The organism is Sulfurimonas lacustris, from assembly GCF_059705355.1.
In genome coordinates this window covers 201,913-228,049 of the sequence record NZ_AP046125.1, presented here as the reverse complement: position 1 = coordinate 228,049, position 26,137 = coordinate 201,913, and the positions used below count along the sequence as shown (strand labels likewise).

The 26,137-nt window shown below is 42.8% G+C and carries 27 protein-coding genes and 5 tRNA genes; 10 read left to right on the top strand and 22 right to left on the bottom strand.

Features of this window, described 5'->3' with window-relative positions:
• Window positions 1-57: 57 nt before the first annotated feature.
• From AC6H4V_RS01185 to AC6H4V_RS01125, 13 genes are all read right to left on the bottom strand, one after another.
• Window positions 58-1,563, bottom strand: coding sequence for an OprD family outer membrane porin (locus AC6H4V_RS01185; RefSeq protein WP_497607166.1), 1,506 nt, complete (start codon window positions 1,561-1,563; stop codon window positions 58-60).
• A 30-nt stretch (window positions 1,564-1,593) separates the two neighbouring features.
• Window positions 1,594-3,357 (bottom strand): thiosulfohydrolase SoxB, encoded by a 1,764-nt coding sequence (gene soxB / locus AC6H4V_RS01180; RefSeq protein WP_497607165.1) that lies wholly within the window; start codon window positions 3,355-3,357, stop codon window positions 1,594-1,596.
• A 9-nt stretch (window positions 3,358-3,366) separates the two neighbouring features.
• Window positions 3,367-4,137: a sulfur oxidation c-type cytochrome SoxA gene (gene soxA / locus AC6H4V_RS01175; protein WP_428728856.1), complete on the bottom strand. Its 771-nt coding sequence runs from the start codon at window positions 4,135-4,137 to the stop codon at window positions 3,367-3,369.
• Window positions 4,138-4,140: 3 nt separating this feature from the next.
• Window positions 4,141-4,476: a thiosulfate oxidation carrier complex protein SoxZ gene (gene soxZ, locus AC6H4V_RS01170; protein ID WP_428728855.1), complete on the bottom strand. Its 336-nt coding sequence runs from the start codon at window positions 4,474-4,476 to the stop codon at window positions 4,141-4,143.
• A 63-nt stretch (window positions 4,477-4,539) separates the two neighbouring features.
• Entirely contained in the window at window positions 4,540-5,010 is a 471-nt protein-coding gene (gene soxY, locus AC6H4V_RS01165; RefSeq protein ID WP_428728854.1) for a thiosulfate oxidation carrier protein SoxY, read from the bottom strand.
• Between the two features lie 17 nt (window positions 5,011-5,027).
• Entirely contained in the window at window positions 5,028-5,552 is a 525-nt protein-coding gene (gene soxX / locus AC6H4V_RS01160) for a sulfur oxidation c-type cytochrome SoxX (protein WP_497607164.1), read from the bottom strand.
• A gap of 66 nt (window positions 5,553-5,618) precedes the next feature.
• Window positions 5,619-6,788: a sensor histidine kinase gene (locus tag AC6H4V_RS01155; RefSeq protein WP_497607163.1), complete on the bottom strand. Its 1,170-nt coding sequence runs from the start codon at window positions 6,786-6,788 to the stop codon at window positions 5,619-5,621.
• Window positions 6,778-7,431, bottom strand: coding sequence for a response regulator transcription factor (locus tag AC6H4V_RS01150; RefSeq protein ID WP_497607162.1), 654 nt, complete (start codon window positions 7,429-7,431; stop codon window positions 6,778-6,780). Before AC6H4V_RS01150 ends, AC6H4V_RS01155 begins: the two co-directional genes overlap by 11 nt.
• The gene (locus AC6H4V_RS01145) at window positions 7,428-8,522 is read right to left on the bottom strand and encodes a cache domain-containing protein (RefSeq protein WP_497607161.1); all 1,095 of its coding nucleotides are present in this window, start codon (window positions 8,520-8,522) and stop codon (window positions 7,428-7,430) included. The genes AC6H4V_RS01150 and AC6H4V_RS01145 overlap by 4 nt, the downstream gene beginning before the upstream one ends.
• Before the next feature lie 12 nt (window positions 8,523-8,534).
• A complete protein-coding gene (locus tag AC6H4V_RS01140) occupies window positions 8,535-8,999 on the bottom strand; it encodes a DsrE family protein (RefSeq protein WP_497607160.1) in 465 nt (154 codons plus the stop codon).
• Between the two features lie 63 nt (window positions 9,000-9,062).
• Window positions 9,063-10,274, bottom strand: a complete 1,212-nt coding sequence (locus AC6H4V_RS01135) for a molybdopterin molybdotransferase MoeA (RefSeq protein ID WP_497607159.1) — start codon at window positions 10,272-10,274, stop codon at window positions 9,063-9,065.
• Window positions 10,271-10,708 carry a molybdopterin synthase catalytic subunit gene (locus tag AC6H4V_RS01130; RefSeq protein WP_428728847.1) on the bottom strand — a complete coding sequence of 146 codons (438 nt, stop codon included), beginning with the start codon at window positions 10,706-10,708 and terminating at the stop codon, window positions 10,271-10,273. The genes AC6H4V_RS01135 and AC6H4V_RS01130 overlap by 4 nt, the downstream gene beginning before the upstream one ends.
• 3 nt (window positions 10,709-10,711) lie before the next feature.
• Window positions 10,712-10,933, bottom strand: a complete 222-nt coding sequence (locus AC6H4V_RS01125) for a MoaD/ThiS family protein (RefSeq protein WP_497607158.1) — start codon at window positions 10,931-10,933, stop codon at window positions 10,712-10,714.
• Window positions 10,934-11,027: 94 nt separating this feature from the next.
• Here AC6H4V_RS01125 and AC6H4V_RS01120 point away from each other — a divergent pair, with 94 nt between their 5' ends.
• The 3 genes from AC6H4V_RS01120 (at window position 11,028) to AC6H4V_RS01110 (ending at window position 12,348) form a co-directional block, all read left to right on the top strand.
• Window positions 11,028-11,690: an MqnA/MqnD/SBP family protein gene (locus AC6H4V_RS01120; RefSeq protein ID WP_497607157.1), complete on the top strand. Its 663-nt coding sequence runs from the start codon at window positions 11,028-11,030 to the stop codon at window positions 11,688-11,690.
• Window positions 11,672-12,142: a NanQ anomerase/TabA/YiaL family protein gene (locus tag AC6H4V_RS01115; RefSeq protein ID WP_428728843.1), complete on the top strand. Its 471-nt coding sequence runs from the start codon at window positions 11,672-11,674 to the stop codon at window positions 12,140-12,142. The genes AC6H4V_RS01120 and AC6H4V_RS01115 overlap by 19 nt, the downstream gene beginning before the upstream one ends.
• A 62-nt stretch (window positions 12,143-12,204) precedes the next feature.
• On the top strand, window positions 12,205-12,348 hold the full coding sequence (locus tag AC6H4V_RS01110) for a hypothetical protein (protein ID WP_497607156.1): 144 nt from the start codon (window positions 12,205-12,207) through the stop codon (window positions 12,346-12,348).
• 43 nt (window positions 12,349-12,391) lie between these two features.
• On the opposite strand, the gene AC6H4V_RS01105 is transcribed toward AC6H4V_RS01110, so the two are convergent.
• The 6 genes from AC6H4V_RS01105 to AC6H4V_RS01080 form a co-directional block, all read right to left on the bottom strand.
• Window positions 12,392-12,532, bottom strand: coding sequence for a hypothetical protein (locus tag AC6H4V_RS01105; protein ID WP_497607155.1), 141 nt, complete (start codon window positions 12,530-12,532; stop codon window positions 12,392-12,394).
• A gap of 183 nt (window positions 12,533-12,715) precedes the next feature.
• Window positions 12,716-12,799 (bottom strand) — tRNA-Leu (locus tag AC6H4V_RS01100).
• Between the two features lie 27 nt (window positions 12,800-12,826).
• Window positions 12,827-12,903: transfer RNA gene (locus AC6H4V_RS01095), tRNA-Arg, on the bottom strand.
• A 15-nt stretch (window positions 12,904-12,918) separates the two neighbouring features.
• A tRNA-Arg gene (locus AC6H4V_RS01090) sits at window positions 12,919-12,994 on the bottom strand.
• A 40-nt stretch (window positions 12,995-13,034) separates the two neighbouring features.
• Window positions 13,035-13,111: transfer RNA gene (locus AC6H4V_RS01085), tRNA-His, on the bottom strand.
• Between the two features lie 20 nt (window positions 13,112-13,131).
• Window positions 13,132-13,209: transfer RNA gene (locus AC6H4V_RS01080), tRNA-Pro, on the bottom strand.
• A 196-nt stretch (window positions 13,210-13,405) separates the two neighbouring features.
• Between AC6H4V_RS01080 and AC6H4V_RS01075 the strand changes: the two genes are divergently transcribed.
• From AC6H4V_RS01075 to AC6H4V_RS01060, 4 genes are read left to right on the top strand one after another with little or no spacing between them, the layout of a single operon-like run.
• Window positions 13,406-14,851 (top strand): alanine/glycine:cation symporter family protein, encoded by a 1,446-nt coding sequence (locus AC6H4V_RS01075; protein WP_497607154.1) that lies wholly within the window; start codon window positions 13,406-13,408, stop codon window positions 14,849-14,851.
• Complete coding sequence (locus AC6H4V_RS01070) at window positions 14,848-15,120, top strand: hypothetical protein (RefSeq protein WP_497607153.1); 273 nt, start codon at window positions 14,848-14,850, stop codon at window positions 15,118-15,120. Before AC6H4V_RS01075 ends, AC6H4V_RS01070 begins: the two co-directional genes overlap by 4 nt.
• 57 nt (window positions 15,121-15,177) lie before the next feature.
• On the top strand, window positions 15,178-19,107 hold the full coding sequence (locus AC6H4V_RS01065) for a PhnD/SsuA/transferrin family substrate-binding protein (RefSeq protein ID WP_497607152.1): 3,930 nt from the start codon (window positions 15,178-15,180) through the stop codon (window positions 19,105-19,107).
• On the top strand, window positions 19,104-20,018 hold the full coding sequence (locus AC6H4V_RS01060) for a GGDEF domain-containing response regulator (protein ID WP_497607151.1): 915 nt from the start codon (window positions 19,104-19,106) through the stop codon (window positions 20,016-20,018). The genes AC6H4V_RS01065 and AC6H4V_RS01060 overlap by 4 nt, the downstream gene beginning before the upstream one ends.
• A gap of 113 nt (window positions 20,019-20,131) precedes the next feature.
• Here AC6H4V_RS01060 and AC6H4V_RS01055 read toward each other — a convergent pair whose 3' ends face one another.
• The 3 genes from AC6H4V_RS01055 to AC6H4V_RS01045 are packed head-to-tail and all read right to left on the bottom strand — an operon-like array spanning window position 20,132 to window position 23,028.
• Window positions 20,132-20,911, bottom strand: coding sequence for a thiazole synthase (locus tag AC6H4V_RS01055; protein WP_497607150.1), 780 nt, complete (start codon window positions 20,909-20,911; stop codon window positions 20,132-20,134).
• A gap of 9 nt (window positions 20,912-20,920) precedes the next feature.
• Window positions 20,921-22,291, bottom strand: coding sequence for an NAD(P)H-hydrate dehydratase (locus tag AC6H4V_RS01050; protein WP_497607149.1), 1,371 nt, complete (start codon window positions 22,289-22,291; stop codon window positions 20,921-20,923).
• Window positions 22,292-22,293: 2 nt separating this feature from the next.
• Complete coding sequence (locus tag AC6H4V_RS01045) at window positions 22,294-23,028, bottom strand: ATP-binding protein (RefSeq protein WP_497607148.1); 735 nt, start codon at window positions 23,026-23,028, stop codon at window positions 22,294-22,296.
• Window positions 23,029-23,197: 169 nt separating this feature from the next.
• Here AC6H4V_RS01045 and AC6H4V_RS01040 point away from each other — a divergent pair, with 169 nt between their 5' ends.
• From AC6H4V_RS01040 to AC6H4V_RS01030, 3 genes are read left to right on the top strand one after another with little or no spacing between them, the layout of a single operon-like run.
• Window positions 23,198-24,217, top strand: coding sequence for a cytochrome-c peroxidase (locus tag AC6H4V_RS01040; RefSeq protein WP_497607147.1), 1,020 nt, complete (start codon window positions 23,198-23,200; stop codon window positions 24,215-24,217).
• Window positions 24,218-24,257: 40 nt separating this feature from the next.
• Window positions 24,258-25,220: a KpsF/GutQ family sugar-phosphate isomerase gene (locus tag AC6H4V_RS01035; RefSeq protein ID WP_497607146.1), complete on the top strand. Its 963-nt coding sequence runs from the start codon at window positions 24,258-24,260 to the stop codon at window positions 25,218-25,220.
• Window positions 25,217-26,137, top strand: coding sequence for a pseudouridine synthase (locus AC6H4V_RS01030; protein ID WP_497607145.1), 921 nt, complete (start codon window positions 25,217-25,219; stop codon window positions 26,135-26,137). The genes AC6H4V_RS01035 and AC6H4V_RS01030 overlap by 4 nt, the downstream gene beginning before the upstream one ends.

Below are 26,137 nucleotides of genomic sequence, written 5' to 3'. Positions count from 1 at the left end.
CCTTTGTTAGAGTTTTTTATAAAAATCAAAGCACCCCAAAAGGGAGTGCTGTTTTACTTAAAAGAGATAGTTAATCTCGAAGCGATATTCGCTATAAGAGTCTTTATCGCTGCCATCAACCACTCTGTTATCGGCATTGACATTTCCAAAACGCACTCTCGCATCAAGCTGTGGTGTCAGCTGCTGTACAAGGTCGATATGGATCATCTTGTTATCCGCAATCGCTCCTGCACTCTGTTTTGCTTCATCAAAATCCTGCACGACATAACGAGCCAACGTTTTAAACCCTTTAAGGATATTGGCTTTGCCAAAATCATATTTTGCCTCAAGCATCGTACTCTGCGTATTTGCTACCCAGTTGAGCTGTGCCATCGCACGAGTGTATCCGCCTGTCGGAAAACCTCTCCATGGAGCAACCAAGTCCGCCTCATCTGCTACATCAGAATAGCCCACTAAGAGAGTAAGTGGACCTTGACCAAGAACGAGGCGAGCCATCCATGCAGAGCCATCGAGTGTATATCTATCTTTATAACCAAGGAGTGTCGATGGATTTTTATCTCTTCCGAGGTTACCGCTTAAGCTTGCCCCTCCGATTTCTCCGCCTCCGTTATCAAACTGTTCCATATAGCGAAAACCAGGGGTAAGCGTATAGCCGCCTCCAAGATTTATCTTGTAGTTAATCTCTGCAATAGCAGAAGAGACAACATCGGGAACTGCCGTATAAGTCAAGTCAAGTTTGAGATTTTCTATGGATGCGTTGCTTAGAGCGGCAACAACCAAATCATGCTCTGTATCTTCGCCTGCATTTTTAAAGTTATTGTAACTTAGTCCTTTGTGTGCTCCTGAGTCGTCATTTGCATTCCAGCTATCGCCTGAACTATCTTTAAATGTGATTACATCATGAAATGTTGTATGGTCACGCAATTTTTGTGCTGTAAAAAAAGCAGCTTTAAGTGTTGTTTTTGGCAAATCTTTTGATTCTACGCTAAAACCCTCAAAAGCATTTGGAATCATCTTTGTATCATTGGATGCTGTCAGAGCCGACTCAAAGAACTGGCGACCGTATTTGAGCGATGTTTTTGCAACGTCATACTGAAGATACGATTGTGCTAAAACAACCATCTCCCAATCACCCTCTGCTTTAACATCGTAACGGCTAAAGGTATCTTTTCCAGATTTTACAAAACCAACATCCGCGTTATCTTCTCTAAGCCCTGAAAAAGGGCTATTGGAGTAGTAAAGACCTGCTGTTGCGCTGATGCCATAAAGCGGTGCTGTTTTATAGATGATGCTACCGCCTACGCCAAATGCTTTATTGTCCGCATTTGTAGCGTTGTCTGGCGAATCCCAATCCCAACGAAAAACGTTGGTTCTCAAATGCCCATAAACCATTCCTTTTGTAAAAGCGTCTGCAAAGTTGTCAACACTCGTAGGAAGCGTGTTGTAAACCTCATTCATATTTGGCTTTAACGTTCTCTTTGGTTTTGCATCTTCAGCCGACACTGTAGTTGTCAAGAGCAAAACAGCAGTTGCTACTGCTGTGCTTATTTTTATCCTTTTCATTCCCTAACCCCTTGTTTTATTGTTGAGAGCTTATTTGCAGCTCTTTTTGCCCTTTGGAGGGCATCCGCATGTGTAATCAACAAGTTTTACATTGCCTTTGTTGCTTACATCTACCACTTTTTGACGTTTGATATAGTCACGCACGACATCATAAACCGCGCGCGTTTTCTTCTCTTGGAGATTTGTACCTGCATTTTGCAAGTTGCCACCCCATGAAGAGACGATGTACATTTTGTTCACATCTATGGGCTTGCCACCGATGTTAAGATTTGAGATGCGCTTGCCATTTGGGTTGCTCACCGCTATATCGTACGTCGCTCCACCAAGTCGGCTCATATCTCCTCCTTGCTGATAGAGCGGGTTTTCATTGAAAACATTATCCGCGATATCTTCGAGAAGGGTTGCTATTTTATCGCCTTTTAGCTCAAATGTATAGACATTAGGGTAAGTGATACCGCACATCTCATAAACATTGTCCATCAAAATATCTTCGCCCGCTAGAACGGTTGTTCCCCATCTATAACCTGGTGTAAAGGAGATATCGCACTTCATTTCATCTAAAATAGCATCATTGATGAGCTGGTCAAATGTTGAGAAAAACGTATCTCTTTTGTAGAGGATATTTTTCGTTTTACCAAGCACTTCATTCATCTCTGCTGCAAATGGTGCGTAGAGCTCATCGACAAGTTTCACGCCTGCCGGGTCTGCTGGAATGATGTTGGATGCGATAGGGATAAGCTTGTACTCATACTTCTTCACTTTTCCGTTTTTTGCATCGATATCTAAACGCCCCACATATTTTCCGTGGCTTCCCGCTATGACAATAACCGTCCCGTTGATAACGATAGGCTTTGGAGAAGGGTCATGCGTATGTCCGCTGAGGATAAAGTCTATCCCTTTTACCTTGCGCGCTACCTCTTGATCTACGCTAAAGCCATCGTGTGAGAGCATAACTACACAATCAACTTTGTGCTCGTCTCTTAGCTCATTGACATACTCTTGAAGCGTCTCTAGGCGCAGACCAAAACTCCATCCTTGCGTAAACTCTTTTGGATTTGCAGTTGATGTGAAAGGGAAAGATTGCCCGATGATGCCTATCTTTGCACCGCCTCGCTCTTCGATGGTATATGGCTTAAAGATAAGCTCTTCAAACTCATCCGAGAAAGAGTCATCGCCTACGATATTTTGAGAGATAAACTTTGCATCAAGCATCTCGATAAGCTCTTTGACGCGCTCTTTACCGTACGTAAACTCCCAGTGCCCGACCATCACATCGATGCCAAGATAGTTTTGCGCTTTTACAATCGCTTCACCTTTGGTTTTGAGTGCGACACCCGTGCCCTGCCATGTATCACCCGAATCCAAAAAGAGAACATTTTGCGCTCCTCTTGTTTTTCGTACATGCTCTACAACGGTTTTGATATGCGCCACGCCGCCCATTTTTCCAAACTTTTTCGCAAGCGCTTCAAAATCCGTATGGACATCGAAGTACGCATCTAAAGAACTCGGCTCTAAACCATAGTGTTTTGCAAAAGCCTCACCGCACAAGAACCCTGGAGTTCCTGTAAGATTTGGCGCAGAGATAAGCGTGGATGGCTCTCTCCAGTAAAGTGGCTTTAAGTGTGCATGCAAATCGCACATATGAAGCAGAGTAAAGTTTCCTGTGTCTTTAAAAGCGTAAATATCTTTGAGCGATATTTGTGACGCCGATTTTGGAGCCGCGTGCGCCGAAGATGCCACGCCTAGCCCAAAAATAGCACAAATGTGCATAAAGTCTCTTCTTGAAATTTCCATCTTTTCTCCCTATCTCTTCAAGCCAGGTAGAGCCATAGTAGCACCCTTTGCCTCATGAGTAAAGTAAACCTCAAGCGCTGTCATCTCAGGTGAACCCAAAGGAATAACCGCAAGAAGTGCATTTTCCATACATCCCTGAAATCTATTTTGCAAGGTTGCAAGATCTGATTTTGTCATTCTATATGCTGGCCATGTAGCAGCTGAAGCATTTCCTTTTGCTGAAATATCTGGAAGCGGTTGTGTTCTTAGGATAGTTCCTACAACACTAGGATTGTGACAACTGTAGCATGAAAGCCCTCTTGCACCTCTTTTTGTATCAAAAACCTCTTTACCAAACGCATACGCCTTTTTCATATGCTCATTCGCATTGATGTCGATGTTAATAGGCTGTTCATTTGCCAAAGATTTGACATAAGAGGAGAGATTAAACATCTCTTTGCTCTTGAGTACATAAGGTTTTTTTCCGCTCTCATGCATCAAGCCTTGAAGCATCTGATCTATACTCACAACACGCCCGAACTTCTCTAAGTAACGAGGAAAACCCGCCAAATACGCAGCTAATGCATCCTCTTTTACACCCAAAAACTTCGCCACCGCAGCGTCTCCGCCAAGCTCTTCTAGCAGATTGCCGCCACTTGCTAGCATCATATCTGCCGGATTGTTCTCAAGCAACTCTTCATACATCGCACGATCCGCATCACTCATAGCAAACTGTTCGCTTGCATAGGAGAGTGACGCAAAAAGAGTAAAGCAGAGCGCTATTTTTGCTATTTTTCTCATGATTTACCCTTTTGGTTTAATCTTCTCTGTAGTCTCTTCGACTTTGCCTGTGTTGTCTGTGTAGGTAACTTTGAGCTCTCCTGCTCCATCAACTTTCATGTTGATAGTAAATACCGGATTTACCGAGAGCGTCTCCCAAACATTCATAGTTGTGATAACCTTGCCGTTGTACTCAAACTTTACACTGTTGATGTACTCTTCAGGGATAGTTTCTCCTGTTTTTTTATCTTTACGCAAACCTGTCTCCATAGGGTGCATAACCATAAAACTGACCTTAACGATGTCTCCGCTTTTGTAACTATTTGGTTTAATCTTGATTAATGATTTACTTTCCGCCATTTTATTTTCCTTTTTTTATTTTCAATAGTAAGTTTTCTAAACACTGTTTTTTAAAAAGCCAAATCAACCGCATCCGCCGATTGTTACCTTCACGCTTTGTGATGCCATAAGGAATGTTCCATTACTTAGCTCTGCCACTGCTACAACCTCTTGTGTTTCACCTAGTTTTATACGCGTCGCAAACATCGCTTCGCCATTTGCAGGAGAGAGATGCACACCAATACAGCGTGAATTTGCATTTTTTGTTGCATACACATGGATAGCTTTTACATAGTCACTCTCGCTCATCGGATGCTCAACCTCAACAGTTACAGGAACAACAGCTCCATTTTCTGCAATCTCCGGAACTTTAAGTTTTACTTTTGCAGATACCTCTGCTTTTTTACCGCCTGTTGCAACACCCAACGCATCATTATAAGCAAGTGCGTTTTTACCCCTTGGCTTTGGCGCCTCTGCTGCAAAACTCATCGATGGAATCACAACTGCACTCGCTGCTCCAACACCTAAACTCTTTAAAAAATCTCTTCTTTGCATCTTTTTTATCCTTTGTTTTATTTTATAGATAGGACATACGAAGTTATGTCACATATCTCTTTCTCATTAAAGAGCTTTGTCGCTAGGTTTACCGTCATGTTTGTGTTTGGATTGTCCACTCGCGGGTCTGCAATCTTTTGGTAAACATACTGCGCATCTCTCACGCCTGATTTTATAAACATCTCATGGTACTTTGTCAAGTCAGGACCAACATTGCCACCGCCAACAGCTTTTTCTATGTTATGGCATGCGACACAGTTTCCATACTGCTTCTCTTTTCCATCGGGAAGTTTTTTACTCAACCCCTCAGGCGCATCCCCTTTTGCATTGCCACCGTTTAAGTTGTGAAATATATATGAACCCCTCGCGATTGCTTTTGGATCATTCGTCACGCACCCATCGGGCATCTTATAGATACCAACCGGCGCTAAAAGATCTTTTTGGATTATCTTGCTCGCATCCGGAATCTCTATAACGCTGCTAAGATCAGCAGCAAAAAGAGAAGCTCCAAGTAGCAAAGATAGTGTTAAGCTCTTCTTCATCTACACTCCTTTTTTAATTTCAGCAGCAAGTGTAACAGTGAAGTATAAAATTTGTATAAAATGGGGTTAAGAGGAGGTAGAGATACTCTCTTTTGGAAAGATATAGGTAAAAGTAGAGCCTTTTTTAGGGGCGGAATCGACTTTTATCTCTATGTTTGCTTTTTTGATGATGGAAGAGACGATGTTAAGACCGATGCCAAAACCGCCTGTTTGTCTGTTTTCTCGGTAGTAGCGGCTAAAAATCTTATCGACATCCTCTATGCCGATGCCTGAGTCTTTGAAAGAGAGTGCGCACCTTTTATCTTCAAGCAGATGCAAACGCACTTCGATTGTTCCTTGTTCATAGGAGTATTTGATGGCATTTGAGAGGTTGTTATCGACTACACGTCCAAACTGTTTGGCGTTCATCTCCAAAAAGATGCCCTCTTCTATGTTATGAAGGAGCGTTATGCCCTTCATCGACGCCACTTCAGAGAAGTACTCCACACGCTCGTACAAAAACTGGCTCATGTCGATACGCTCTTTTTCAAAATCAAGCCGTTCATACTTGATGAGATAGTCCATGTCGTTATAGATGTTTGAGAGCACTTTTGCGGAGGCTTTGATGCGCTGCATGTATTTGTTGGAGCCCTCTTTTCTCGTAAAGAGGTCGATGTTTAGGTTGATGATGGAGAGCGGCGTGTTGATTTCGTGGATAGAGTCTTTGATAAAGTGGTCAAGTCTTTTGTTGACCTCTTGAAATGGCGAGGCAAATCTGTTGAGAAAAAAGATACTCAGCAAAAAGATAAGCACCACGATGGAGAGCAAAATAAGCGTTGCTTTTTCATACACCTCATAGTAGGAGAGTTTGTTGGCAACGACAAGATACTTTGCACCAAAATATTTTCCAAGCGCAAGCTCCATCACATAGTAGGCATCCTCCCCCTCTATGTGGTACCCCTCCTTAAAATCAACGATGGGTTCTTTGATGAGCGAAAATATCTTTTTTTGGCGCAAATCATAAAGCCCCGATGTAAATGTCGTAAATCTAGGGTACTCAAAATACTCTTTATGTGCGCCATGCTCTTGCATAAGCTTGATAATAAGGTACGCCTTTTTTTTGAGTTCTACCTCATTTTTTATCTCGTACATACTCTTCATATGCAGCGTATAGAAGAAAAGAGGCGCTAAAAGGATGACCGCTACAAGAGCGGTGTAGATGTAAGCATAGCGTAGCGCATAGTTTTTATCTCTCAATAATATACCCCATGCCTCTTCTGTTTTGGATGATGGACTCCGGAAGTTTTTGTTTGAGGTTGTTGACCTGCACACGGATGGTTGCAGGCTCTACATAGTCGCCCCAAACGCCCTCTTGAAACATCTGCATCGAGACGACAATGTTTTTGTTTTTGATAAGAAGTTCTAAGATATCTTTTTCTATCTTTCTTAAAACAATCTCTTTGCCGCTTTGTGTTAACTTGCCGCTGAGCATATCATAATGGACATCTTCACCAAGCGCGATTATCTCATCGTTTTGAAGGTAAAAACTCTTTACCGCCTGCTTTATGCGAAGCTCCAACTCCACAAGGTCAAAAGGTTTACGGATATAGTCGCAACACCCTTTTTTATACCCCTCTTGAAGGTTTTGCATATCAACCATAGAGGTTAAAAAGATGGCTGGGGTTTTGTTCTCATCTTTGCGTATGGCTTGAAGCAGCGCAAATCCATCCATAGAGGGGACATTGACATCAAGAAGCAGCAAATCATAGGACTTAGAGTAGATAGCGTCATACGCCTCAAGCCCATCTGCAAAATCATCTACTGCATAGTTACAATCCTCTAAAAACTCTTTTATGCTGAGCCTAAGTGAATATTCATCTTCTAAAAGCAATATTTTCATCGTATCTTCCCATCCACTTTTTTGATAATCTTCTGCTCTAAGAGCAACTCCATAAGCTCCTCTTTGGTGTAACCATCGAGTTTTTCATAGAGCTCTTTTTTGTATCCCTCCATCTGCTCTTTTGGGATTTGCTCTCTTAGCTGCAAAAGTGCGCGCATATCTATAAACTCCTTTGAGAGGTTCTCTTGCTCTTTACTTTGGACTATCTCATACAAAGAGCTTTTTGTTAAGTTGATGAAAAACGATGCCTCATCCTGCTCCTCTTTAAAGTAGTTCAGGTACTTCTGGCGCAAAACAAAAGCAAAAACCCCGATAGCATCACCATTGCCATTGCGCATAGTCTCATAAAAAACGTAGTTGTCTCTTACTCGAAGCACTCTATCTCTTTTGAGGGTTGTAAAATTGATGTTTTTTAAAAGCCCGATATTGTTGTGATTGTAGTTTCGATTTGCCACGACATAGCCACTTAGCATCTCATTTTCTTGCATAAATACCGCCCGCTCAAGGTAGTCATCATCCATAAGCACATAAAAGTCGATTCCCATATTTTTAAAAAAGTCAGTGATGGTATCAAAAAAACCGATAATCTCCACAAAGCCCAAAACCTTCTCATCTTTTAAAACAGGAACGGTCGTCTTGATGCTCAAAAGCCGTCCCGTCTCTATGGAGGAGCGCGGTGTTTTGTTGTGTTTGAAGTACTCCAAATCGCTTCTAAAATCCTCTAGCGGCATCCCTGTGTAGATATCATCCCAACTACGGGCAAAGATATGGTAGTCACTTGTGAGTATTTGAACTCTTATGTTGATGTTGGTATTTTCTAAAATTTCGCGGGTAATATTTGAGAGCACTTTGTACCCAAAATCTTCATCATCACGCTCAAGTGCATCTACAAGCGCGCTATTTTTTGAGAGTGATATCGCCATCTTCATAGCATCCATCTTCTCTCTTTGCACCTGTGCTTCAAGCGTGAGGAGAAACTTATCTAGGATAACATTGACATCTTGCGTTTGGATAGCGTACCTTATGGAAAAAAGCACATAGAGCAAAACCACCATGATAAGTAAAAAAGCGGGAAGAACTTTTTTAAGCATTAAAGAGCGTTTCTAAAAGATAGGAATATAGGAGTGTCCACTACTTTGTGCGTCGATAAGCCCCACCATTGCGCTTGGCACAACCTCAACAAACTCATAGATATTCTCCTCTTTGATCTCATATTTTTTCATCCCTATGCCACACATTTGAAGTTTTACGTTGTAGGTTTTTACTAAAGACTCTATTCTTTGCTTTAACTCATGGAGCACTGCGGCCTCTTTTGCGTCTATCTTTATGGCTGTTTTGCCAATCTCTTTTACAAAAAACTTATACGCACCCCCATGGATAACTACAACAATCTCAAGCTCTTTAAATTTACCCTCATAGTGCGCCTTATGAAAAGCAACTCCTTTGATAAATCTGCTCTCAAAGGTCTTTGCATCCGCCGTAGTCAAATCAAAAACAGCACGCACCATACCCTCTTCAGCTCTTAGCATTCCCACAAAAAGAGCCAAAATCAAAAATATTTTCTTCATCTTTCACCTCAATTTAGTTTTACAAGAAGCGTAGCAAAGATATGTAAAATGTACATAAAATGGCTAAAAATTCTCCAACAAAATCACGCTTACAAGCGTTCCTTGCGGCAGATCTCCATCCTCTTCCCCTGTGACCATGAGCGCGGAGTTATCCAACATATTTGTCAGTATGGCTGAACTTCCCACTTTTTTATCTTTAAAGTCAACAAAATACTCATTATCCTCAACGGTAACGTTGCATGCAGTAAACTCCGTTAACTTGCTTCTCTTTTTAAAATCTTCATTTAGTTTTGCGGCAACCATTTTGTAAGCACTCTCACGCCCAAGCATCTTTGCAAGAAGCGGAAGCACATATAAAATTGCCGTAACGGTAGAAGAGTAAGCAAACCCTGGAAGTGCTACAAAAAACTTCTTCTCTTTTTGCGCTACCAATATATGTTTCCCTGGTTTGATGGCAACGCCTTTGTAAACCACCTCTGCTCCAAGGCGAGGAATCACATCTTTTACAAAGTCATAATCCCCAACGCTCACACCACCCGTACTTACCACGATATCGGCACTTGAGAGCGCATTTTGAAGTGTTTGCATGATAAGATTTTTATCATCTCCCACCGTTCCAAGCTGAACCACTTCTGCCCCTGCTTGTTCAAAAAGAGCCGCAAGCGTGTAGTTGTTGGAACTTCTGATTTGTGCGGGATTGTCACTAAAAACACCCAAATCCAAAATCTCACTGCCCGTTGAGACCACCGCAACTCTGGGTTTTTGCGCAACTTTGACCATCACATGCCCAAGAGCCGCCATCACGCCAATCTCTACAAAACCTATCTTTGTCCCTTTTTTGATAAGCACATCTCCGGCACTATACCCCTCACCGATGGGACGCACCGCATACCTAAGAGGCACGCTTTCATTAATAAAAATAGCCCCATCTTCAACAGTTACATTTTCTATCGGGATAAGCGTATCTGCCCCATGAGGCATCATAGAACCCGTAAAAGTTTTGATACACTCGCCACTCTTAAGTGTGCGCTTCTCGTCACTTCCGGCAGGATTGTACCCGACAATCTCTATGCGCCCATTCTCCAAATCTTCATGCAAGATAGCATACCCATCCATTGCCGCTGTGGGAAACTCTGGGTCGTTGTACTTAGCCACAACGTCCTCAAAGAGCACTCTTCCTAAGGATTCGCCGAGGTAAACATTTTGGCTTCTTAGGGCGTCAACCTCCAAAAGTCCCAACATCGTCTGGCTTGTTTCATAAGATAATAGACTCATTTTAAAATCCCGCTCCCTTTTATAGCAGTTGAACGATCAAGCGCATAGATGCGTTCGCCACCCTTTAAATCATACTTCCAAATCGGCGCAGAGGCTTTAAAATCCTCCACAAACTCATCTATAAACTCCAATGCCACACGGCGTTTTGGAGAAAAAACGGCGGCGATATAGGAAGATTGATGCAACAGCACATCGCCTCTTGAGTGTGCCATTTTTATGACCGCACCCCGCTCTTTTGCCCTTGCTTGCCACGCCTCAAACCATGAGTTTAAAATCGGCTCATAGATATCAAAACTAAGCCCCTCGATGCCATCTTCATCTCGCACAGTCCCCACAAAAGGGATGTAAGCACCGTAGTTGCTCCCCTCTTCTTGCTCATACCATTCTCTCAGTATCTTTGGCACATCAAGCGCACCATCGTAAAGATAAAGCATCACTCAACCTCCGCAAACAGGAGGCAAAAGAGCAACTCTGTCGCCCTCTTTGAGCGCAAAATCTCTACTGCTAACAAGCACGTCATTGACCGCAACGGCAGAGTTTTCAAGCCATTGGCGCATCTCTATATCCTCTTGAAGTATCTCCGCCAACTCGTTTAAGTTGGTAATCTCAAGCTCTAACGGGGCTTTTTGTATAGGTCCTAAAAATTCTACTCGTACCAAAGGATTCTCCTAAAAATTTTCGTTTTTATGATTATATCCAACTCATCTTTTTTACAAGTTAAGCGGTATAATTCTGCTTTTATTGGAGGGAAATGTGGTTTTTGGAAAAATAGAGTATCTCAATCTTCTGCCTTTTCATGTTTTTATGAAACGATTTGTAAGAAGCTCTCGTGATGGTATGAGCATGAATTACTACAAAGATGTTCCCGCAAAGACAAACAAAAAGTTTCTCTCACGCAGTGTTGATGCCGCTTTTATCTCAAGCATCAAGGCAAAAGGGCAAAAGCATGTCAACCTCGGCATCATCGCAAAAAAAGAGGTTTTAAGCGTCATCGTTGTTCCAAACCAAATACACCTTGCAGACAAAGAGTCTGAAACATCCAACCTCCTTGCAAAGATTTTACACCTCAAAGGCGAAGTGCTTATAGGCGACAAGGCACTGCGCTATACGCTTCAAAACAAACCTCATATCGACATGGCAAAAAAATGGAATGAAACACATAGCCTCCCTTTTGTTTTTGCGCTTTTGTGCTACCACAAAGATAAAAATCTCTACAAAAAGATAGAAAAAAACTTCCTCAAAAAGAAGATAAAGATTCCACGCTACATCCTCAAAGAGGCTGCATCAAGAACACAAATATCTGAGCAAAACATACTCCACTACCTTACATATATCTCTTACAACCTTGATGAAAAAGCAAAAAGAGGTGTTGAAAAATTTTATAAAGAGGCGCAAAAATGGTCGCAGACAAGATAGAAAAGTGGCAAAACTACCCCTTTGGCAGGGCATGGCAAAAGGCGTTTGCGTTTTTAAATACGCTTACCCCAACAACCAACGACGCAAAGTACGAGATAGAGGGTGAGGAGATTTTTGCCATCGTGATGAGTTACAACACCCTTCCAAGAGAAGATGCAGTCATAGAATCGCATCAAAAATACGTTGACATCCAAGCAACGCTTCGAGGAGTTGAGGGTTTTGAGTGTTTTTGCGCAGACACGCTCACTATCAAAACACCCTACGACACTACAAAAGATATAACATTCTATGAAAAAAACGCCATTTGTCACTCCCGCATTCATGTCGCAGAGGGCTATTTTGTGATGTTTTTGCCTCATGACGCACATATGCCATGCTTGAGAGTAGATGACAAAGAAGCGTACATAAAAAAAGTGGTTGTGAAGATAAAAGCAGAGTTGCTTGAGGTTTGATTTTTTCTTTTAATGCGGTTTATAGTAAAATGAAACTTCCCACTTTACCACAAAGGTTTCTCATGAAAATTTTCTATCTTTTTGTTTTTCTCACTGCTCTTTTTCAAGGGTGTTCCAACACACAACAAAGCTCTTACAACAACAACTCCGCCGCATGGCAAAAAGCAGAATCCAAAAAAGCACTTGAGAGTTTGGAGAGAGAGTAACGCTCTTTCCCCCAGACTTTTAAAAAAAGTCACAACTCCCTAACTACTCCTCTTCGTCCTCATCCCCATAGTCATCGTCGTATCCGTCTTCATTGTCGTACTCATCCTCATCGTCAAACTCTTCATCCTCATACTCATCTTCCATCTCTTTTTCTAGTTCGTCATCATGAAAATTATCTGACATTTTCGCTCCTATTTTATATTTAGAAAAATTTTATCAATTTTAACTTTAAACTTTATTCACAACGCTATTTTTTAGGTAAAAAAGTTGCTTTTTGCATTGAAATTTCAGAGTAAGAGTTTGTCATGATGTAAAAAAGTATTTTTTGGTATTTTTTTGAGAGATTTTATTTATTTAATTGAAGAATGGTGCGGATGAGAGGACTTGAACCTCCACACCTTACGGCACTAGATCCTAAGTCTAGCGTGTCTGCCATTTCACCACATCCGCACATGGTTTTTTTAACAATAATAAAAGTGGTACGCCCTACACGATTCGAACGTGTGACCGATGCCTTAGAAGGGCATTGCTCTATCCAGCTGAGCTAAGGACGCATGCATTATAAAAAATGGTGCGCCCGATAGGACTCGAACCTATAACCGTCGGATCCGAAGTCCGAAACTCTATCCATTGAGCTACGGACGCTACAAAATTTATTGTTTATTAAGTTTTTGTTACTATCAAATGGGGTGGGATACGAGGCTCGAACTCGCGACCCCCAGTGCCACAAACTAGTGCTCTAACCAACTGAGCTAATCCCACCATATTTTTGTTTTTTAAAATGGTCGGGGTGAAAGGACTCGAACCTTCGGCCCCCTGGTCCCAAACCAGGTACTCTAACCATACTGAGCTACACCCCGACCTACACATTAACGCAACCTTACAGCTGATTAATGAGGCGAAATTATAGTTAATTAGAATTAAAATGTCAATAGCATTTGCGCAGATTTCTCAACAAACTTCTTGCAAACTCAAAACACACGCATCAATACCAATATAAAAAAGATTAAGCGTAGTTTGTTACAATAACATTTTAGGGATGCAAGGGGTTTTATTTTGAGTGATTTTTTGGGTAGCATAAACTCTTTTTTAGAGGCAGTTCTTTTTTTCGATATTTTTTTTGGCACGATAGAGGGTGCTAAGGTGCCGTTTTTGGTAGCGTGGCTTATCTCTGGAGGTATCTACCTCACTTTTTTGACAAAGTTTATCAACCTTCGCATGTTTAAACATGCATTTAACATCATACGCGGCAGGTACCGTACAGCTGAGGACGTTGGAGAGATTTCGCCATTTGGGGCGCTTACTACTGCTCTGAGTGCTACGGTTGGGCTTGGCAATATCGCTGGGGTTGCGCTTGCCGTCTCGCTGGGTGGTCCCGGGGCGACTTTTTGGATGATAGTTGCCGGCTTTTTGGGGATGAGTTTGAAGTTTACAGAGGTGACACTCTCGCTGCAACATAGGGTTTTTCTGCAAGATGGAAGTGTGATGGGCGGGGCGATGGAGTATCTCTCCCGTGGCTTAGCGCAAAAAGGGTATGTAAAATTTGGCAAAGTGCTTGCTGTTGTTTTTGCACTGTTTATGATTGGTGGGGCTATCGGCGGGGGCAATATCTTTCAAGTCTCACAATCCCTTGGCGCGGTTTCGCAAGAAGTGCCTTTTTTTAAAGATTTCCCGATTATTTTTGGCTTTATAGTTACACTTTTTGTCGGTTTTGTCATCATAGGCGGTGTCACGCGCATCGCTAAAATCACAGAATTTCTTGTTCCTATCATGGCCATTATCTACATTAGCGCCTCTTTATGGATACTTGCGTACCATTTTGAAAAGCTTGACGATGCCATCGCTATTATATTTCATGAGGCATTTTCTACAAGCGCACTTTATGGCGGTGTGGCGGGTGCTATCGTTCAGGGGTTTCAAAGGGCGGTTTTCTCAAGCGAGGCGGGCATCGGCTCTTCACCCGTCGCCCATGCACCTGTCAAGACAAAATACGCCGTGCGTCAGGGCATCGTAGCGCTTTATGAGCCTTTTATAGACACTGTTGTCATCTGCACCATGACCGCGCTTGTCATCGTTATAACAGGTGTTTATGCGCATGATGGGGCGTATGCTGCGCTTATAGAGGCAAAGCAGGGAGCGGCGCTTACGAGTGCGGCTTTTGGTACGGTGGTTTCTTGGTTTCCTGTCATCCTCTCTCTTAGCATCACACTTTTTGCATTTTCAACCATTATCGCATGGTCTTACTATGGTGAGCGTGCGTGGGTTTATCTCTTTGGCTCAAAGTACTCTATGCTTTACAAAGTAGGCTATCTCGCGCTTATCCTCCTTGCGACTGTTACTGATACTGCTGTGCTTGTGGATTTGAGTTTTATGCTCTTTTTGATGATGGCGCTACCAAATATTCTCGGGCTTTTTCTTCTTGGCGGCGATGTAAAATGCCAACTTGAATCGTATGTCGCAAAACTCAAAAGCGGTGCGCTAGATAAGGAGGCTCTGCGATGAGCAACACAGAGATATGTAAAACCATTTTGTCCAACGAGGGGATAAGCCTTGACTCAAAGATAGATTTTGATGTCAATGGCAAAGTGCACACGCTTACGTTTGGCTTTATCATTGAGAGTTTTATGATGGCATCTGAGGCATCTCAAGAGGCATTTGTGGCAGCACTGCAACAAGCGCTGCTTAGTGAGCATAGTGGTGTGGAGCGTTTTTTTCAGAGCATGGGGCAACTGTTTCTTATGACGCATTTGTCACAAAAAATTGAAATTTAACATCTATTTAAAGTTAGTCGCTATAACATACGATAATATCATTTTAAAGTTTTGCTTATGAAAAAGATTTTTTCTCTCCTTTTATTTCTATTTTGTCTTTCGTTGTCTGCACAAGAGAGCATCCGTTTTGGTGTTTTTGCCTACAAAGGTGTAGAACAGACACGCAAACAGTATGCGCCTTTAGTAGAAGCGCTCAATAAAAAACTCGACGGGCGGGTAGTTTTGGAACTTTTGACGCAAGAGGAGATGAATGAAAAGATAGCTCTTGGCGCCCTTGACATCATCACGACCAACCCGACGCACTTTTTACATATCCGTCAACACTACCATCTTGATGGTGCTGTCGCTACGCTTCAAGCCTACAGCAAGGGAGTAAGCACCGATAGCTTGGCAGGAGTGATAGTGGTTGCAAAACAGAGCAGCATCCAGAAGCTTCAAGACCTAAAAGGCAAAAAGATAGCAGCCGCGAGTACAACCCATATGGGTGGTTACAGAGCCCAAGCGTATGAGATCTACTTAAGTGGTGTCCATATCTCCAAAGAGTCAAAAATCCTCTTAACAGATGGCTCACAGTATAAGAGCGTAGAGGCTGTTTTAGAAGGTAAAGCGGACGCAGCATTTATCCGTGATGGGATTTACGAGGAGATGCTTGCCAATGGTTCGATAACAAAAGATGCGCTTCGCATCGTCAATGAACAAAAGAGTGCACACCCCTATGTCGTCTCTACCCGTTTTTATCCCGAGTGGCCTGTTTTGATACTCTCGCATGTTTCAAGACACACTGCCAAAGAGTTTACAGCCGCACTTTTGTCACTTGAACCTTCAGAAAAACTCAAAGAGAGCGGCATCCACGGTTACTGTTTGCCTGCGGACTATCTCAAAGTTGAAGAGCTCTCTCGTGCGTTGAGACTTCCCCCTTTTGATAAAGCGCCACAAGTAACACTACTTGAAGTTTTGCATCAGTACACCATCGATTTGGTTATCGTCGCACTTTCGCTCTTTGCTGGACTTCTCTACCATTTGCGAGAGAGAAAGAGAAAAAACTTTATTGCTTCACTTCTCTCTAACATCGGAGATGGGGTCTATGGCACGGATAAAAATGGCAACTGTATATGGATAAACCAAAAAGCACTCTCGCTTCTGGGTTATAGCGAAAAAGAGGTTCTAGGCAAAGACCAACATCTTCTTTTCCACCACCACAAACACGACGATGGCACATACCCCGTTGAAGAGTGCCCTATCTACAAAACTCAAAAAGATGGCAACACAAGAGAGCGCAAAGAGTGGTTTATACGCAAAGACGGCTCCTTTTTTCCAGTGGATTTGACCGTGGCATCGACACAAAACGGCGGTGCTATCGTTGTGTTTCATGATATTAGTGACTTTGTTAAAAAAGAGGAGAGTCTCGCTGCGCTTAACAACCAGCTTGAATCACTTTTACGCTCTATCCCTGATCTCGTTTGGATGAAAGACAAAGATGGCGTTTATATCATCTGTAACAAGCGATTTGAGGATTTCTTTGGGGCATCAAAAGCGGAGATTGTGGGCAAGAATGATTATGAATTTGTATCCAAAGAGCTTGCTGATTTTTTCAAAGAAAACGACAAAAAGGCTATGGCTGCAACTGTACCGCTTATAAACTACGAAGAGATTCCTTTTGCCGATGGACATAAAGAGTACCTGCAAACAAGTAAAACGGCTGTGCGCGATACAAATGGAGGGATTATCGGTGTGCTTGGCATCGGACGCGATATCACAGAGATACGTGATGCGCAAGAGGCGCTTGAGAGACAAGGAGAGCTTCTTGAACTCTTTTTCCGCCAATCGATGTATGGCTTTTTCTTTATGATGCTTGATGAACCAATAGAGTGGAATGAGACCACAGATAAAGAGAAAATGCTTGATTATATCTTTGAGCACCAACACATCACAAAGATAAACCAAGCGATGCTTGAACAGTACGGTGCAAAAGAGGAGAGCGAATTTTTAGGTTTTACTCCAAAAGATTTTTTCGCGCACAACTTACAAGAGGGGCGCAAAGTTTGGAGAGAATTTTTTGACCGTGGTATATGGCATATCAATACCAATGAACAAAAGTTTGACGGTACACCGATGGTTATCAACGGCGACTATATCTGTCTCTATGACAAAGAGGGGCGCATTACAGGGCATTTTGGTGTACAGCGTGAAGTCACGGAGGAGATAAAAGCAAAAACAGCGCTTCAAGAGGCAAAAGAGGAAGCTGAGAGAGCCAACGGTTCAAAGAGTGCCTTTTTAACAAATATGAGCCATGAGATACGCACGCCGATGAACGCCGTGTTAGGGTTTAGCGAGATTTTACTAAGCACAAATGTCGATGCGAGACAAAAAAACTATCTCCAAAAGATAGTAGGCTCTTCTAGGTTGCTGCTTGATATTATCAACGATATTTTGGATTTTTCAAAGATTGAAGCTTCTAAAATCGAGATTGAGCACAAAGTGTTTGAACTGAACAATAGCATCAACAAACTCAAGATGATGTTTAAACAAACAGCGAGTGAAAAAGGGATTTCGCTCTCATACGAACTCTCCCAAAATCTGCCAAGCCGCATCATCGGGGATGAGCTGAGGCTTACGCAAATCCTTATCAACCTTGTGAGCAATGCTATCAAGTTTACAAAAGAGGGCACGGTTACAATCGCTTTGGATGTTACAAAAAAAGGGGACAAAGAGGCAACCCTGCACGTTAGTGTGAAGGACAGTGGTATCGGGATAAGCCAAGAGCAACTCCAAAAACTTTTTCAGCCATTTTCGCAAGCCGATAGCTCTATCACCAGAAAGTACGGCGGCACAGGTCTTGGGCTCTCCATCTCTGCGGGGCTTGTTCGTGCTATGGGAGGTACGCTTGAAGCAAAGAGCAGTGAGGGTGTTGGCTCTGAGTTTTACTTTGCCATAGACATCGGGGTAGCATCGTGGGAGAGAGCAGATTTGACGCAAGAGGAGATACAAGAAGCGGTCTATGTTTACCCTGATTTGAGCCATGTGAAGCTTCTGCTTGTTGAGGATTATGAGATAAACCAAGAGGTTGTTACAGAGATACTCAAAAGAGTGCAGATAACGCCAGATATAGCCAACAACGGAAAAGAGGCAGTGGAGATGTTTTTGGCAAAGCCAGATGCGTATGATATCATCCTTATGGATATCCAGATGCCTATCATGAGTGGCTACGAGGCGAGCAAAATCATCCGTGGGTACAACCAAGAGATTCCTATCATCGCTCTCACTGCTGCGGCGATGGTAGAAGACAGGACAAAAGCAGTTGAAGCGGGGATGAATGAACATCTCTCAAAGCCTATCGAGAGCGATGAGATGCTCAGATGCATCGCAAAGTACTTTAATGCAACATTTGAAGCAACGGCTCAAAAACAGACAACTCTCGCACAACCCCAGCAAAATGTTTTGGATGTGGAGTACGCGATGCGCCTCGTAGGTCAAAATCAGGCACTTTACTCTAAAATAATCTCCAAATTCTTAGAGGAGCTCCAAGGTGAATTTGCAGCACTTCCAGAACTCCTAGAGCAAAAAGAGAGTTCGGCAAAGTCGTTGATCCACTCTCTCAAAGGAGTAAGCGGCAACGTAGGCGCAAACGAATTAGCAACCTTTAGCACCAACATAGACGCTCTACTCAAAGCACAAAAAGAAATAAAACAAGAGGAGACAGAGCAGCTACGCCAAGCGATGCAAAGGGCTAGAGATGCGATAGAAAACTACCTCTGCTTACACGCTCCCAAAGAGGTAGAAACCCAAGGTAAAGATTTAAAAACATTTTTTGCACTTATGTTAAAGAATATTCAAGAGGGAACGATGGTAGAATTACAAGAACAACAACTTCTCTTCACATTGCTCAAGCCAAAAGTGAGTGCGCATGAGCTTGAAGAGTGGATGCGTGCGATGGACAGCTACGACTATGATGCGGCATACGACATTATGAAAGAGTGGAAAATATGATAGATGAAACTTATGTGCCGACAATTTTAGTCGTTGATGATATGGCGGCAAACATAGCCATACTCTCTGATTTGCTCAAAGAGAACTACAAAGTCAAGATAGCCAACAGCGGTAAAAGAGCCCTTGAACTTGCACGTGCCAAAGAAAAACCGGACCTTATCTTGCTAGATATCGAAATGCCACGTATGAGTGGGTATGATGTCTGCCAAGAGCTCAAAGCTTCTTCTAGCACCAAGGATATCCCCATCATCTTTGTCAGCGCAAAAACAAGTGCAAATGACGAAGAGTATGGACTTAACCTCGGAGCTATCGACTATATAAAAAAGCCTTTTCACCCTGCAATCGTCAAAATCAGAGTAAAAAACCACATCGAACTTAAACTCAAAAGTGCCAAACTTGAAGAACTCTCGATGTGCGATAGTCTCACGGGCATATCAAACAGAAGATTTTTTGAAGAGGCGCTAGAGAAAAAGTATAAGGAGATGCAAAGAGACAACGGCACTCTCGCACTCATCATGGTAGATATCGACTTCTTTAAGCCCTACAATGACAACTATGGACACTGGCAAGGAGATGAAGCACTTACAAAAGTGGCTCGCACTCTTAAAAAAACCATCAAACGCCCGACGGATGTTGTGGCAAGATATGGTGGAGAAGAGTTTGTCATCATACTCAAAAACCCTGACAAAGAGGGAGCAAAAAAGATGGCGAACTCTTTAGTAGAAGCCGTAAGAGAGTTGCAACTCGAACATAAGTTTTCCTCTATTGCGAAGCATGTAACTATAAGTGCAGGTGTTGCGTTTAAAGAAAAAGAGAGCTTGCTTAGCAAAGAGGAACTTCTCAAAGAGGCGGATGAGCAACTCTACCGCGCCAAAGAGAGCGGCAGAGATAGATACTGCGCTGCGTTTTAACTAACAACATTTTGGCATAAGCTACACTTTTTCTCCGGAAGTGAGGCTTCAGCCTCGCCTTTCTTATGAGTAGCCTTTTAACGGGGCTAAAGCCCCATTTCCGATAAAATATTTTAGAACTGAATAAGTCCGTTTGTAGGGCTTGAAGCAGTTGCGTATGGGCGTTTTGCGATGCGTCCTGAAAGGTAGCTCATACGTCCTGCGATAACAGCATGTTTCATCGCCTCAGCCATCATCATAGGATTTTGCGCCCCAGCGATGGCAGTGTTTGTCAGTACGCCCTCAGCTCCAAGCTCCATCGCATACGCCGCATCACTCGCACATCCTATACCCGCATCCACGATAACAGGAACGCTTACCGCTTCACGGATAAAGACGATGTTGTAAGGATTTTGTATCCCCAAACCGCTTCCGATAGGTGCAGCTAGAGGCATGATGGCATGTGCCCCCGCATCTTCAAGGCGTTTTGCCATGATAGGGTCATCCGATGTATATGCCATGATGGTAAAGCCCTCTTTTGCGAGTATCTGACACGCTTTGATGGTCTCTAAGACATCAGGATAAAGCGTCTTTTGCGTATCGCCGATAACCTCAAGCTTGATAAGGTCTATGCCTGTTGCCTCACGTGTAAGCCTAAAAGTAGTTATCGCCTCCTCCGCCGTTGTACATCCTGCCGAGTTTGGCAAAAACTTCACATTTGTACCCGCAAATGTATCACGTAAATTCTCTTTGCTAGGGTCTGTGATGTTGAGACGGCGCACCGCAACAGTGATAAGCTCACTCCCGCTAGCAAGCGTCGCCTCTTTGGTCGTTTGAAAATCTTTGTACTTCCCGCTACCAACGATAAGGCGACTGTTTAACTCATATTTTCCGATTTTTAGTGTCTCTTTCATTTTAAGTCCTTATTTTTCCAATTTACTTATTTCATCTATCAAATCATCAGGCGTAAGTGAAAAATCTGCGCCTTTGTAACTAAGTGCAAGTTTAGCGTGTGTTAATGAACCGTTGATTGCGGCTTCTAGTGGGGTGTGCCCTTGTGCTAAAAGTGCGCCGATAAGACCGCTTAGAACATCACCGCTGCCGCCTTTGGCAAGGGCAGGTGTTCCGTGCGGGTTGATGTAATACTTCTCATCCTGTGCGATGATAACGTTTGCACCTTTTAAGAGCAGTGTAACATTTGGGTAGGTTTTGCAAAAAAGCTCTGCATACTTAAACCGCTCTTTTTGCAGCTCTTCAACGGTTATCTCAGCTATATTTGTTACGTTTAAAAGTGCAACAAACTCTTTTGCATGCGGAGTTACAACGACGCTATCTCGCTTTAAAATATCTAAAATGGCAGGAGAAGAGAGGATGTCCGCATCAGCGATAAGCGGCAGAGAGTTGTCCAAAAATCTCTCTAGCTCCATTTGGCTAAACTCCGCTCCAAGTCCCATGCCAAGGGCTAGAGCGGTGGTGTTTGCAGGCACTTCATGAGAGTACATAAGCTGATGTGGGAGCTGCAACGCTTCATATCCGACCAACGTTACAAGCCCTGCACCAAAACGCAAAGCCGACAGCGCACTCATGATACTCGCTCCACTCTTCTCGCCAAGAGCCAACGCCAAATGCCCGTAACTCCCTTTGTGGGAGTCTTTTTTCGTTCTATGCGGAAGTTTCAAATCTTGCAAATCCAGCAAATGCCAGTTACTCTCTTTCTCATAAATATCTCTACTCACGCCCAAATCAAGAACTTTTATCTCGCCTACAAACTCTTTTGCGCTGTCTAAAAACATTCTCTTCTTTAATGCGCCCATTGTAAGTGTCACATCAGCATAAAAAAGGGTACCCGATGGCACATCACACGCTATTTTAAACGCTTCTTGCGCATTCATCTGCGCTATCATCTTTTGTATCTCGGCACTAAATGTACCGCTAAAGCCTGTTCCCACAATTGCATCGACCAAAACATCACAACGCTCTAGCTTTTCTATCTCTTTGACACCCACGCTTTTTGCTCTTTTTTGCTGCAAAAGCGCCATGGGCGATGAGGGTTTTTTGAGGATGAGGAGTGAGACATCAAATGCAGCGTGCAAAAGCCTTCCAAGTGCCATGCCATCGGCTCCGTTATTGCCGCTGCCGCACACGATAATGATTTTTGCATCTTTCTTACAGTTGTTACGAATATACCCAGCCATACCTCTTGCGGCATGCTCCATCAGAAGTTCTTCGCTTAAAAAAAAGTGCTCATAACATCTCGCATCAAGTGATGCGACCTCCTCAAAAACTCTTTGCATTGTTACACGTCAAATGTATATTCGTCAATCTCGACAACATTGCTCTTTATATCGTTAAAAAGAAGTGTTTGGTAGTTTGTTCTGTACTGATAAAAAAATTGGTTTTTTGGCATCTTTTTAAGACTTGCTGTGTTGAAGTACTCCAAGTTTGAGCACTTTCCAAGATACAAGAATGTAAAAAGAAGCTTGATTTGTGGGTTTTCAAACGTAGAGTGCGGTTGTGCCAAGAAAGTCAAACCATACTTTTTGAGGTTCAAGAAGTTAAGCATATAGAGCAAAAAGTCCTCAAATCGTGTATAAAAACCGTTTAAATTTTCGATGTCATGGAAAAAATAGTAGTAGTTTGCCAGTAACCCTTTATGCTGCAACGTAAGAGTAAGCTTACTCGTGATATCTTTTTTGTTCGAGAAAAAGTTCGGATCAACCGCCATATAGATATGTTTTTTTGCCTCTACAAGAGCGTTGAACTTCTCTTGAAAAGCATCACTCTCATCAAATTTTATATAGTTAAAGTGCTCATCTTTATAGCGATACTCTATCTCATGTTCCTCTGAGTTAGAGAAGTCAAGATAGAGTGTTGCGACATTGCTATCTATCACAAAGTTACGTATGCGACACGCCAAATTTGTCTTGCCAGCGCCCTCTTCTGCCAAAATAAGTGTATTGTAGTAAAGTGCTCTCTCTTCGACTTTGAGTGTATTGATACTGCTTACATATTTTCCCAGTCTGTCTCTCATATGTTTTTCCTTTAAAAAATTCTAGCAGTTATTATATCTTATCTTTAAATAAATACAATCATCTGATTTAGGGGTTATACAGAATTTTTATAACTATAATATTGATACGTTATATTTTATTAAGCAACAAAAATGTAAGATTTGTGACACAATTTAAAAGGAGTGAACCATGTACACTAAAACGATACTAACGGTTGCTGTTGCGGCATCTTCTCTTTTGGCTTCTGACTTACTTACAGACGCGAAAAAAGCTGGTTTAAAGCCAATTCCAAGCGATAAAAAAGAGCTTAACAAGCTTATCGACAACCCAAAAAATCCTATCACAAAAGAGAAAGTGGAACTCGGTAAAAAACTCTACTTTGACCCACGTCTCTCAAAGAGTGGTTTTATCAGCTGTAACAGTTGCCACAACCTAAGCGAGGGTGGAGATGACGGCATCGGTGCAGCGATTGGGCATAAATGGACGGCAAATCCACATCACCTCAACTCACCGACAGTTTACAACTCTGTTTTCTTTAACTCACAGTTTTGGGATGGACGTGACCCACACTTAGAGGCGCAAGCACAAGGTCCTATCCAAGCAGCACCTGAGATGTCGGCAACTCCTGAGCACGTCGTAGCAACAGTTACTTCTATGCCACAGTATGTTGCAGAGTTTCAAAAAGCATACGGAAAAGACGTAGCGATCACTTTTGAAAAAGTAGCAGATACCATCGCAACATTTGAGAGAACGCTTGTTACTCCATCGGCGTATGATGCCTTTTTAAACGGCAAGAAAAATGCGCTCAACAAAGCACAGCAAGAGGGTCTTAAAACTTTCATCGACAAAGGGTGTGCAACATGTCATAACGGTATCGCTTTAGGCGGTGAAATGAACGCGTTTAACATCACAGGGACATACAAGTTTCAAGATGTAGGTGACTTTAAGGGTGACAAAAACGGTATGGTAAAAGTGCCAACACTCAGAAACATCACACAAACAGCGCCATACTTCCACAACGGTCAAATCTGGGAGCTTAAAGATGCTATCAAAGAGATGGGACGTATCCAACTCGGTGCTGACATCAATGACGCAGAAGCTGCTTCTATCGAGGAGTTTTTAAAAGCGCTTGAGGGCAAAAAAGCAGATATTATCCTTCCACAACTTCCAGCATCTACTTCTAAAACTCCAAAGCCTGACATCAACTAATTCGGATGCAATTTATACCCGCTTAGGGTATAATTGCGCCATGAATTATAAAGAAATCGCACAACAAACACTACAAACAGAAGCGCAAACACTCCTTGAGAGCGCCAAAAATATTGACGATGTTTTTGACAAAGCAGTGGAGATGGTTCTTGCATGCAAAGGCAAGCTTATCGTCACAGGCGTGGGCAAATCTGGGCTTATCGGTGCCAAAATGGCAGCTACTTTTGCTTCAACTGGAACGCCTAGTTTTTTCCTCCATCCCACAGAAGCACTTCATGGTGATTTGGGGATGATTGGCAAAGAGGATGTTGTCCTTGCCATCAGCTACAGCGGAGAGAGTGAAGAGCTTAGCTCCATCTTGCCGCATATCAAGAGATTTAACACCCCGCTTATCGGCATGACACGGGACAAAAACTCAACGCTTGGAAGATACAGCGATTTGGTCATAGATGTAGTAGTTGACAAAGAGGCGTGTCCGCTCAACATCGCGCCTACAAGCTCCACAACACTCACTCTCGCCCTCGGTGACGCTCTTGCGGTGTGTCTTATGAGAGCAAAAAACTTTCAAAAAAGCGATTTTGCCTCCTTTCACCCAGGGGGAGCTTTAGGAAAACAGCTTTTTGTAAAAGTCAAAGATTTGATGCGCACAAAAGATTTGCCGCTCATTGGCGCAGACACAAAAGTAAAAGATGCCATAGTCAAGATTAGCGAGGGCAGACTTGGGACTGTTTTGGTTGTCGATGAACAGCAGAGACTTTTAGCACTTGTGAGTGACGGCGACATCAGAAGAGCTTTGATGAGCGAGGATTTTTCCCTACAAGAGAGCGTTTGGAAGTACGCCACGAAAAATCCAAAAACCATAGAAGATGAAAACCTCCTTGCAAGTGAAGCACTTGTGATGATAGAGGAGATGAAGATACAGCTTTTGGTTGTAACTGATAGCAAAAAAAGAGTGCAAGGGGTGCTTCATATCCACACACTCATAGAAAAAGGAATCTCATGAGACTGAACAAATATATCGCACACCACGCAAGCTACTCAAGAAGAGAAGCAGACAAGGCGATTCAAGCCGGCTATGTAAGAGTCGATGGAGAGATACAGACAAATCCAGCAACAGACGTAACAGAGGGCGTTTCAGATGTTTATGTCAGCGGTAAGCAGGTAACCCCACGAGACAAATACACCGTTATCGTCTATAACAAACCAAAAGGCGAACTTGTCACAAAAACAGACCCAAAAGGCAGACGCACCATCTATGACACACTCCCAAAAGAGTACAAACACTACGTTCCAGTGGGCAGACTTGACTTTGCTTCTGAGGGGTTGTTGCTCCTTACCGACACCTCAAGAGTTGCCTCGGCACTGATGGAATCAGACTTAGAGCGCATCTACAAGATAAAAATAAGAGGCGAGATAACACCACAGATAGAAGAAGCGATGCTAAAAGGGATGATGCTTGAAGATGCCTCAGCAGGCGGACATAGCCACTCAAAGATAACGCAGATGGAGTTTAAGCCTTTTATCGGCTACAAAATCCAAAAAAACCAACCCAACTACTCCACGCTTAAAGTAGCTATCAGCGAGGGACAAAACCGTGAACTTAGACGCTTTTTTGCCCACTTTAAAGCAGAAGTTGTTGACCTAAAGAGAGTAAGTTTTGCAGAGATAGAACTCAACAATCTCCCAGAGGGCAAAGTACGCTTTTTAACACGCAGTGAGTACTCCGCACTTGCAAAGTTCTTAAAAGAGGAACAAAAAGAGCAGGCAAAAGAGACAAAAAAACCACGTCCTCCAAAAGAGAGCCAAAAAACGCCTGCCAAAAAAGAGAACGCTCCAAAGAAAGAGTTTAAAAAAGATTTCTCAAAAGAGCCTCGTAAAACTGCAAAAAAGCCGGCGTTTAAAGAGAAAAAGAGAGGCTGA

Bases quoted from the DNA above. Each gene is read 5' to 3' on its own strand.
- AC6H4V_RS01130 (WP_428728847.1), bottom strand. From the start codon at position 10,708: ATGCTTTATCTTTACGATGGTGCGCTTGATGTGCCAAAGATACTGAGA.
- soxA (WP_428728856.1), bottom strand. From the start codon at position 4,137: ATGAGAAAAATAGCAAAAATAGCGCTCTGCTTTACTCTTTTTGCGTCA.
- AC6H4V_RS01045 (WP_497607148.1), bottom strand. From the start codon at position 23,028: ATGAGAGACAGACTGGGAAAATATGTAAGCAGTATCAATACACTCAAA.
- AC6H4V_RS01115 (WP_428728843.1), top strand. From the start codon at position 11,672: ATGGTCGCAGACAAGATAGAAAAGTGGCAAAACTACCCCTTTGGCAGG.
- AC6H4V_RS01055 (WP_497607150.1), bottom strand. From the start codon at position 20,911: ATGAAAGAGACACTAAAAATCGGAAAATATGAGTTAAACAGTCGCCTT.
- AC6H4V_RS01135 (WP_497607159.1), bottom strand. From the start codon at position 10,274: ATGAGTCTATTATCTTATGAAACAAGCCAGACGATGTTGGGACTTTTG.
- soxZ (WP_428728855.1), bottom strand. From the start codon at position 4,476: ATGGCGGAAAGTAAATCATTAATCAAGATTAAACCAAATAGTTACAAA.
- AC6H4V_RS01110 (WP_497607156.1), top strand. From the start codon at position 12,205: ATGAAAATTTTCTATCTTTTTGTTTTTCTCACTGCTCTTTTTCAAGGG.
- AC6H4V_RS01185 (WP_497607166.1), bottom strand. From the start codon at position 1,563: ATGAAAAGGATAAAAATAAGCACAGCAGTAGCAACTGCTGTTTTGCTC.
- AC6H4V_RS01150 (WP_497607162.1), bottom strand. From the start codon at position 7,431: ATGAAAATATTGCTTTTAGAAGATGAATATTCACTTAGGCTCAGCATA.
- AC6H4V_RS01140 (WP_497607160.1), bottom strand. From the start codon at position 8,999: ATGAAGAAAATATTTTTGATTTTGGCTCTTTTTGTGGGAATGCTAAGA.
- AC6H4V_RS01030 (WP_497607145.1), top strand. From the start codon at position 25,217: ATGAGACTGAACAAATATATCGCACACCACGCAAGCTACTCAAGAAGA.
- AC6H4V_RS01145 (WP_497607161.1), bottom strand. From the start codon at position 8,522: ATGCTTAAAAAAGTTCTTCCCGCTTTTTTACTTATCATGGTGGTTTTG.
- soxY (WP_428728854.1), bottom strand. From the start codon at position 5,010: ATGCAAAGAAGAGATTTTTTAAAGAGTTTAGGTGTTGGAGCAGCGAGT.
- soxX (WP_497607164.1), bottom strand. From the start codon at position 5,552: ATGAAGAAGAGCTTAACACTATCTTTGCTACTTGGAGCTTCTCTTTTT.
- AC6H4V_RS01040 (WP_497607147.1), top strand. From the start codon at position 23,198: ATGTACACTAAAACGATACTAACGGTTGCTGTTGCGGCATCTTCTCTT.
- AC6H4V_RS01070 (WP_497607153.1), top strand. From the start codon at position 14,848: ATGAGCAACACAGAGATATGTAAAACCATTTTGTCCAACGAGGGGATA.
- AC6H4V_RS01060 (WP_497607151.1), top strand. From the start codon at position 19,104: ATGATAGATGAAACTTATGTGCCGACAATTTTAGTCGTTGATGATATG.
- AC6H4V_RS01050 (WP_497607149.1), bottom strand. From the start codon at position 22,291: ATGCAAAGAGTTTTTGAGGAGGTCGCATCACTTGATGCGAGATGTTAT.
- AC6H4V_RS01105 (WP_497607155.1), bottom strand. From the start codon at position 12,532: ATGTCAGATAATTTTCATGATGACGAACTAGAAAAAGAGATGGAAGAT.
- AC6H4V_RS01065 (WP_497607152.1), top strand. From the start codon at position 15,178: ATGAAAAAGATTTTTTCTCTCCTTTTATTTCTATTTTGTCTTTCGTTG.
- AC6H4V_RS01035 (WP_497607146.1), top strand. From the start codon at position 24,258: ATGAATTATAAAGAAATCGCACAACAAACACTACAAACAGAAGCGCAA.
- soxB (WP_497607165.1), bottom strand. From the start codon at position 3,357: ATGGAAATTTCAAGAAGAGACTTTATGCACATTTGTGCTATTTTTGGG.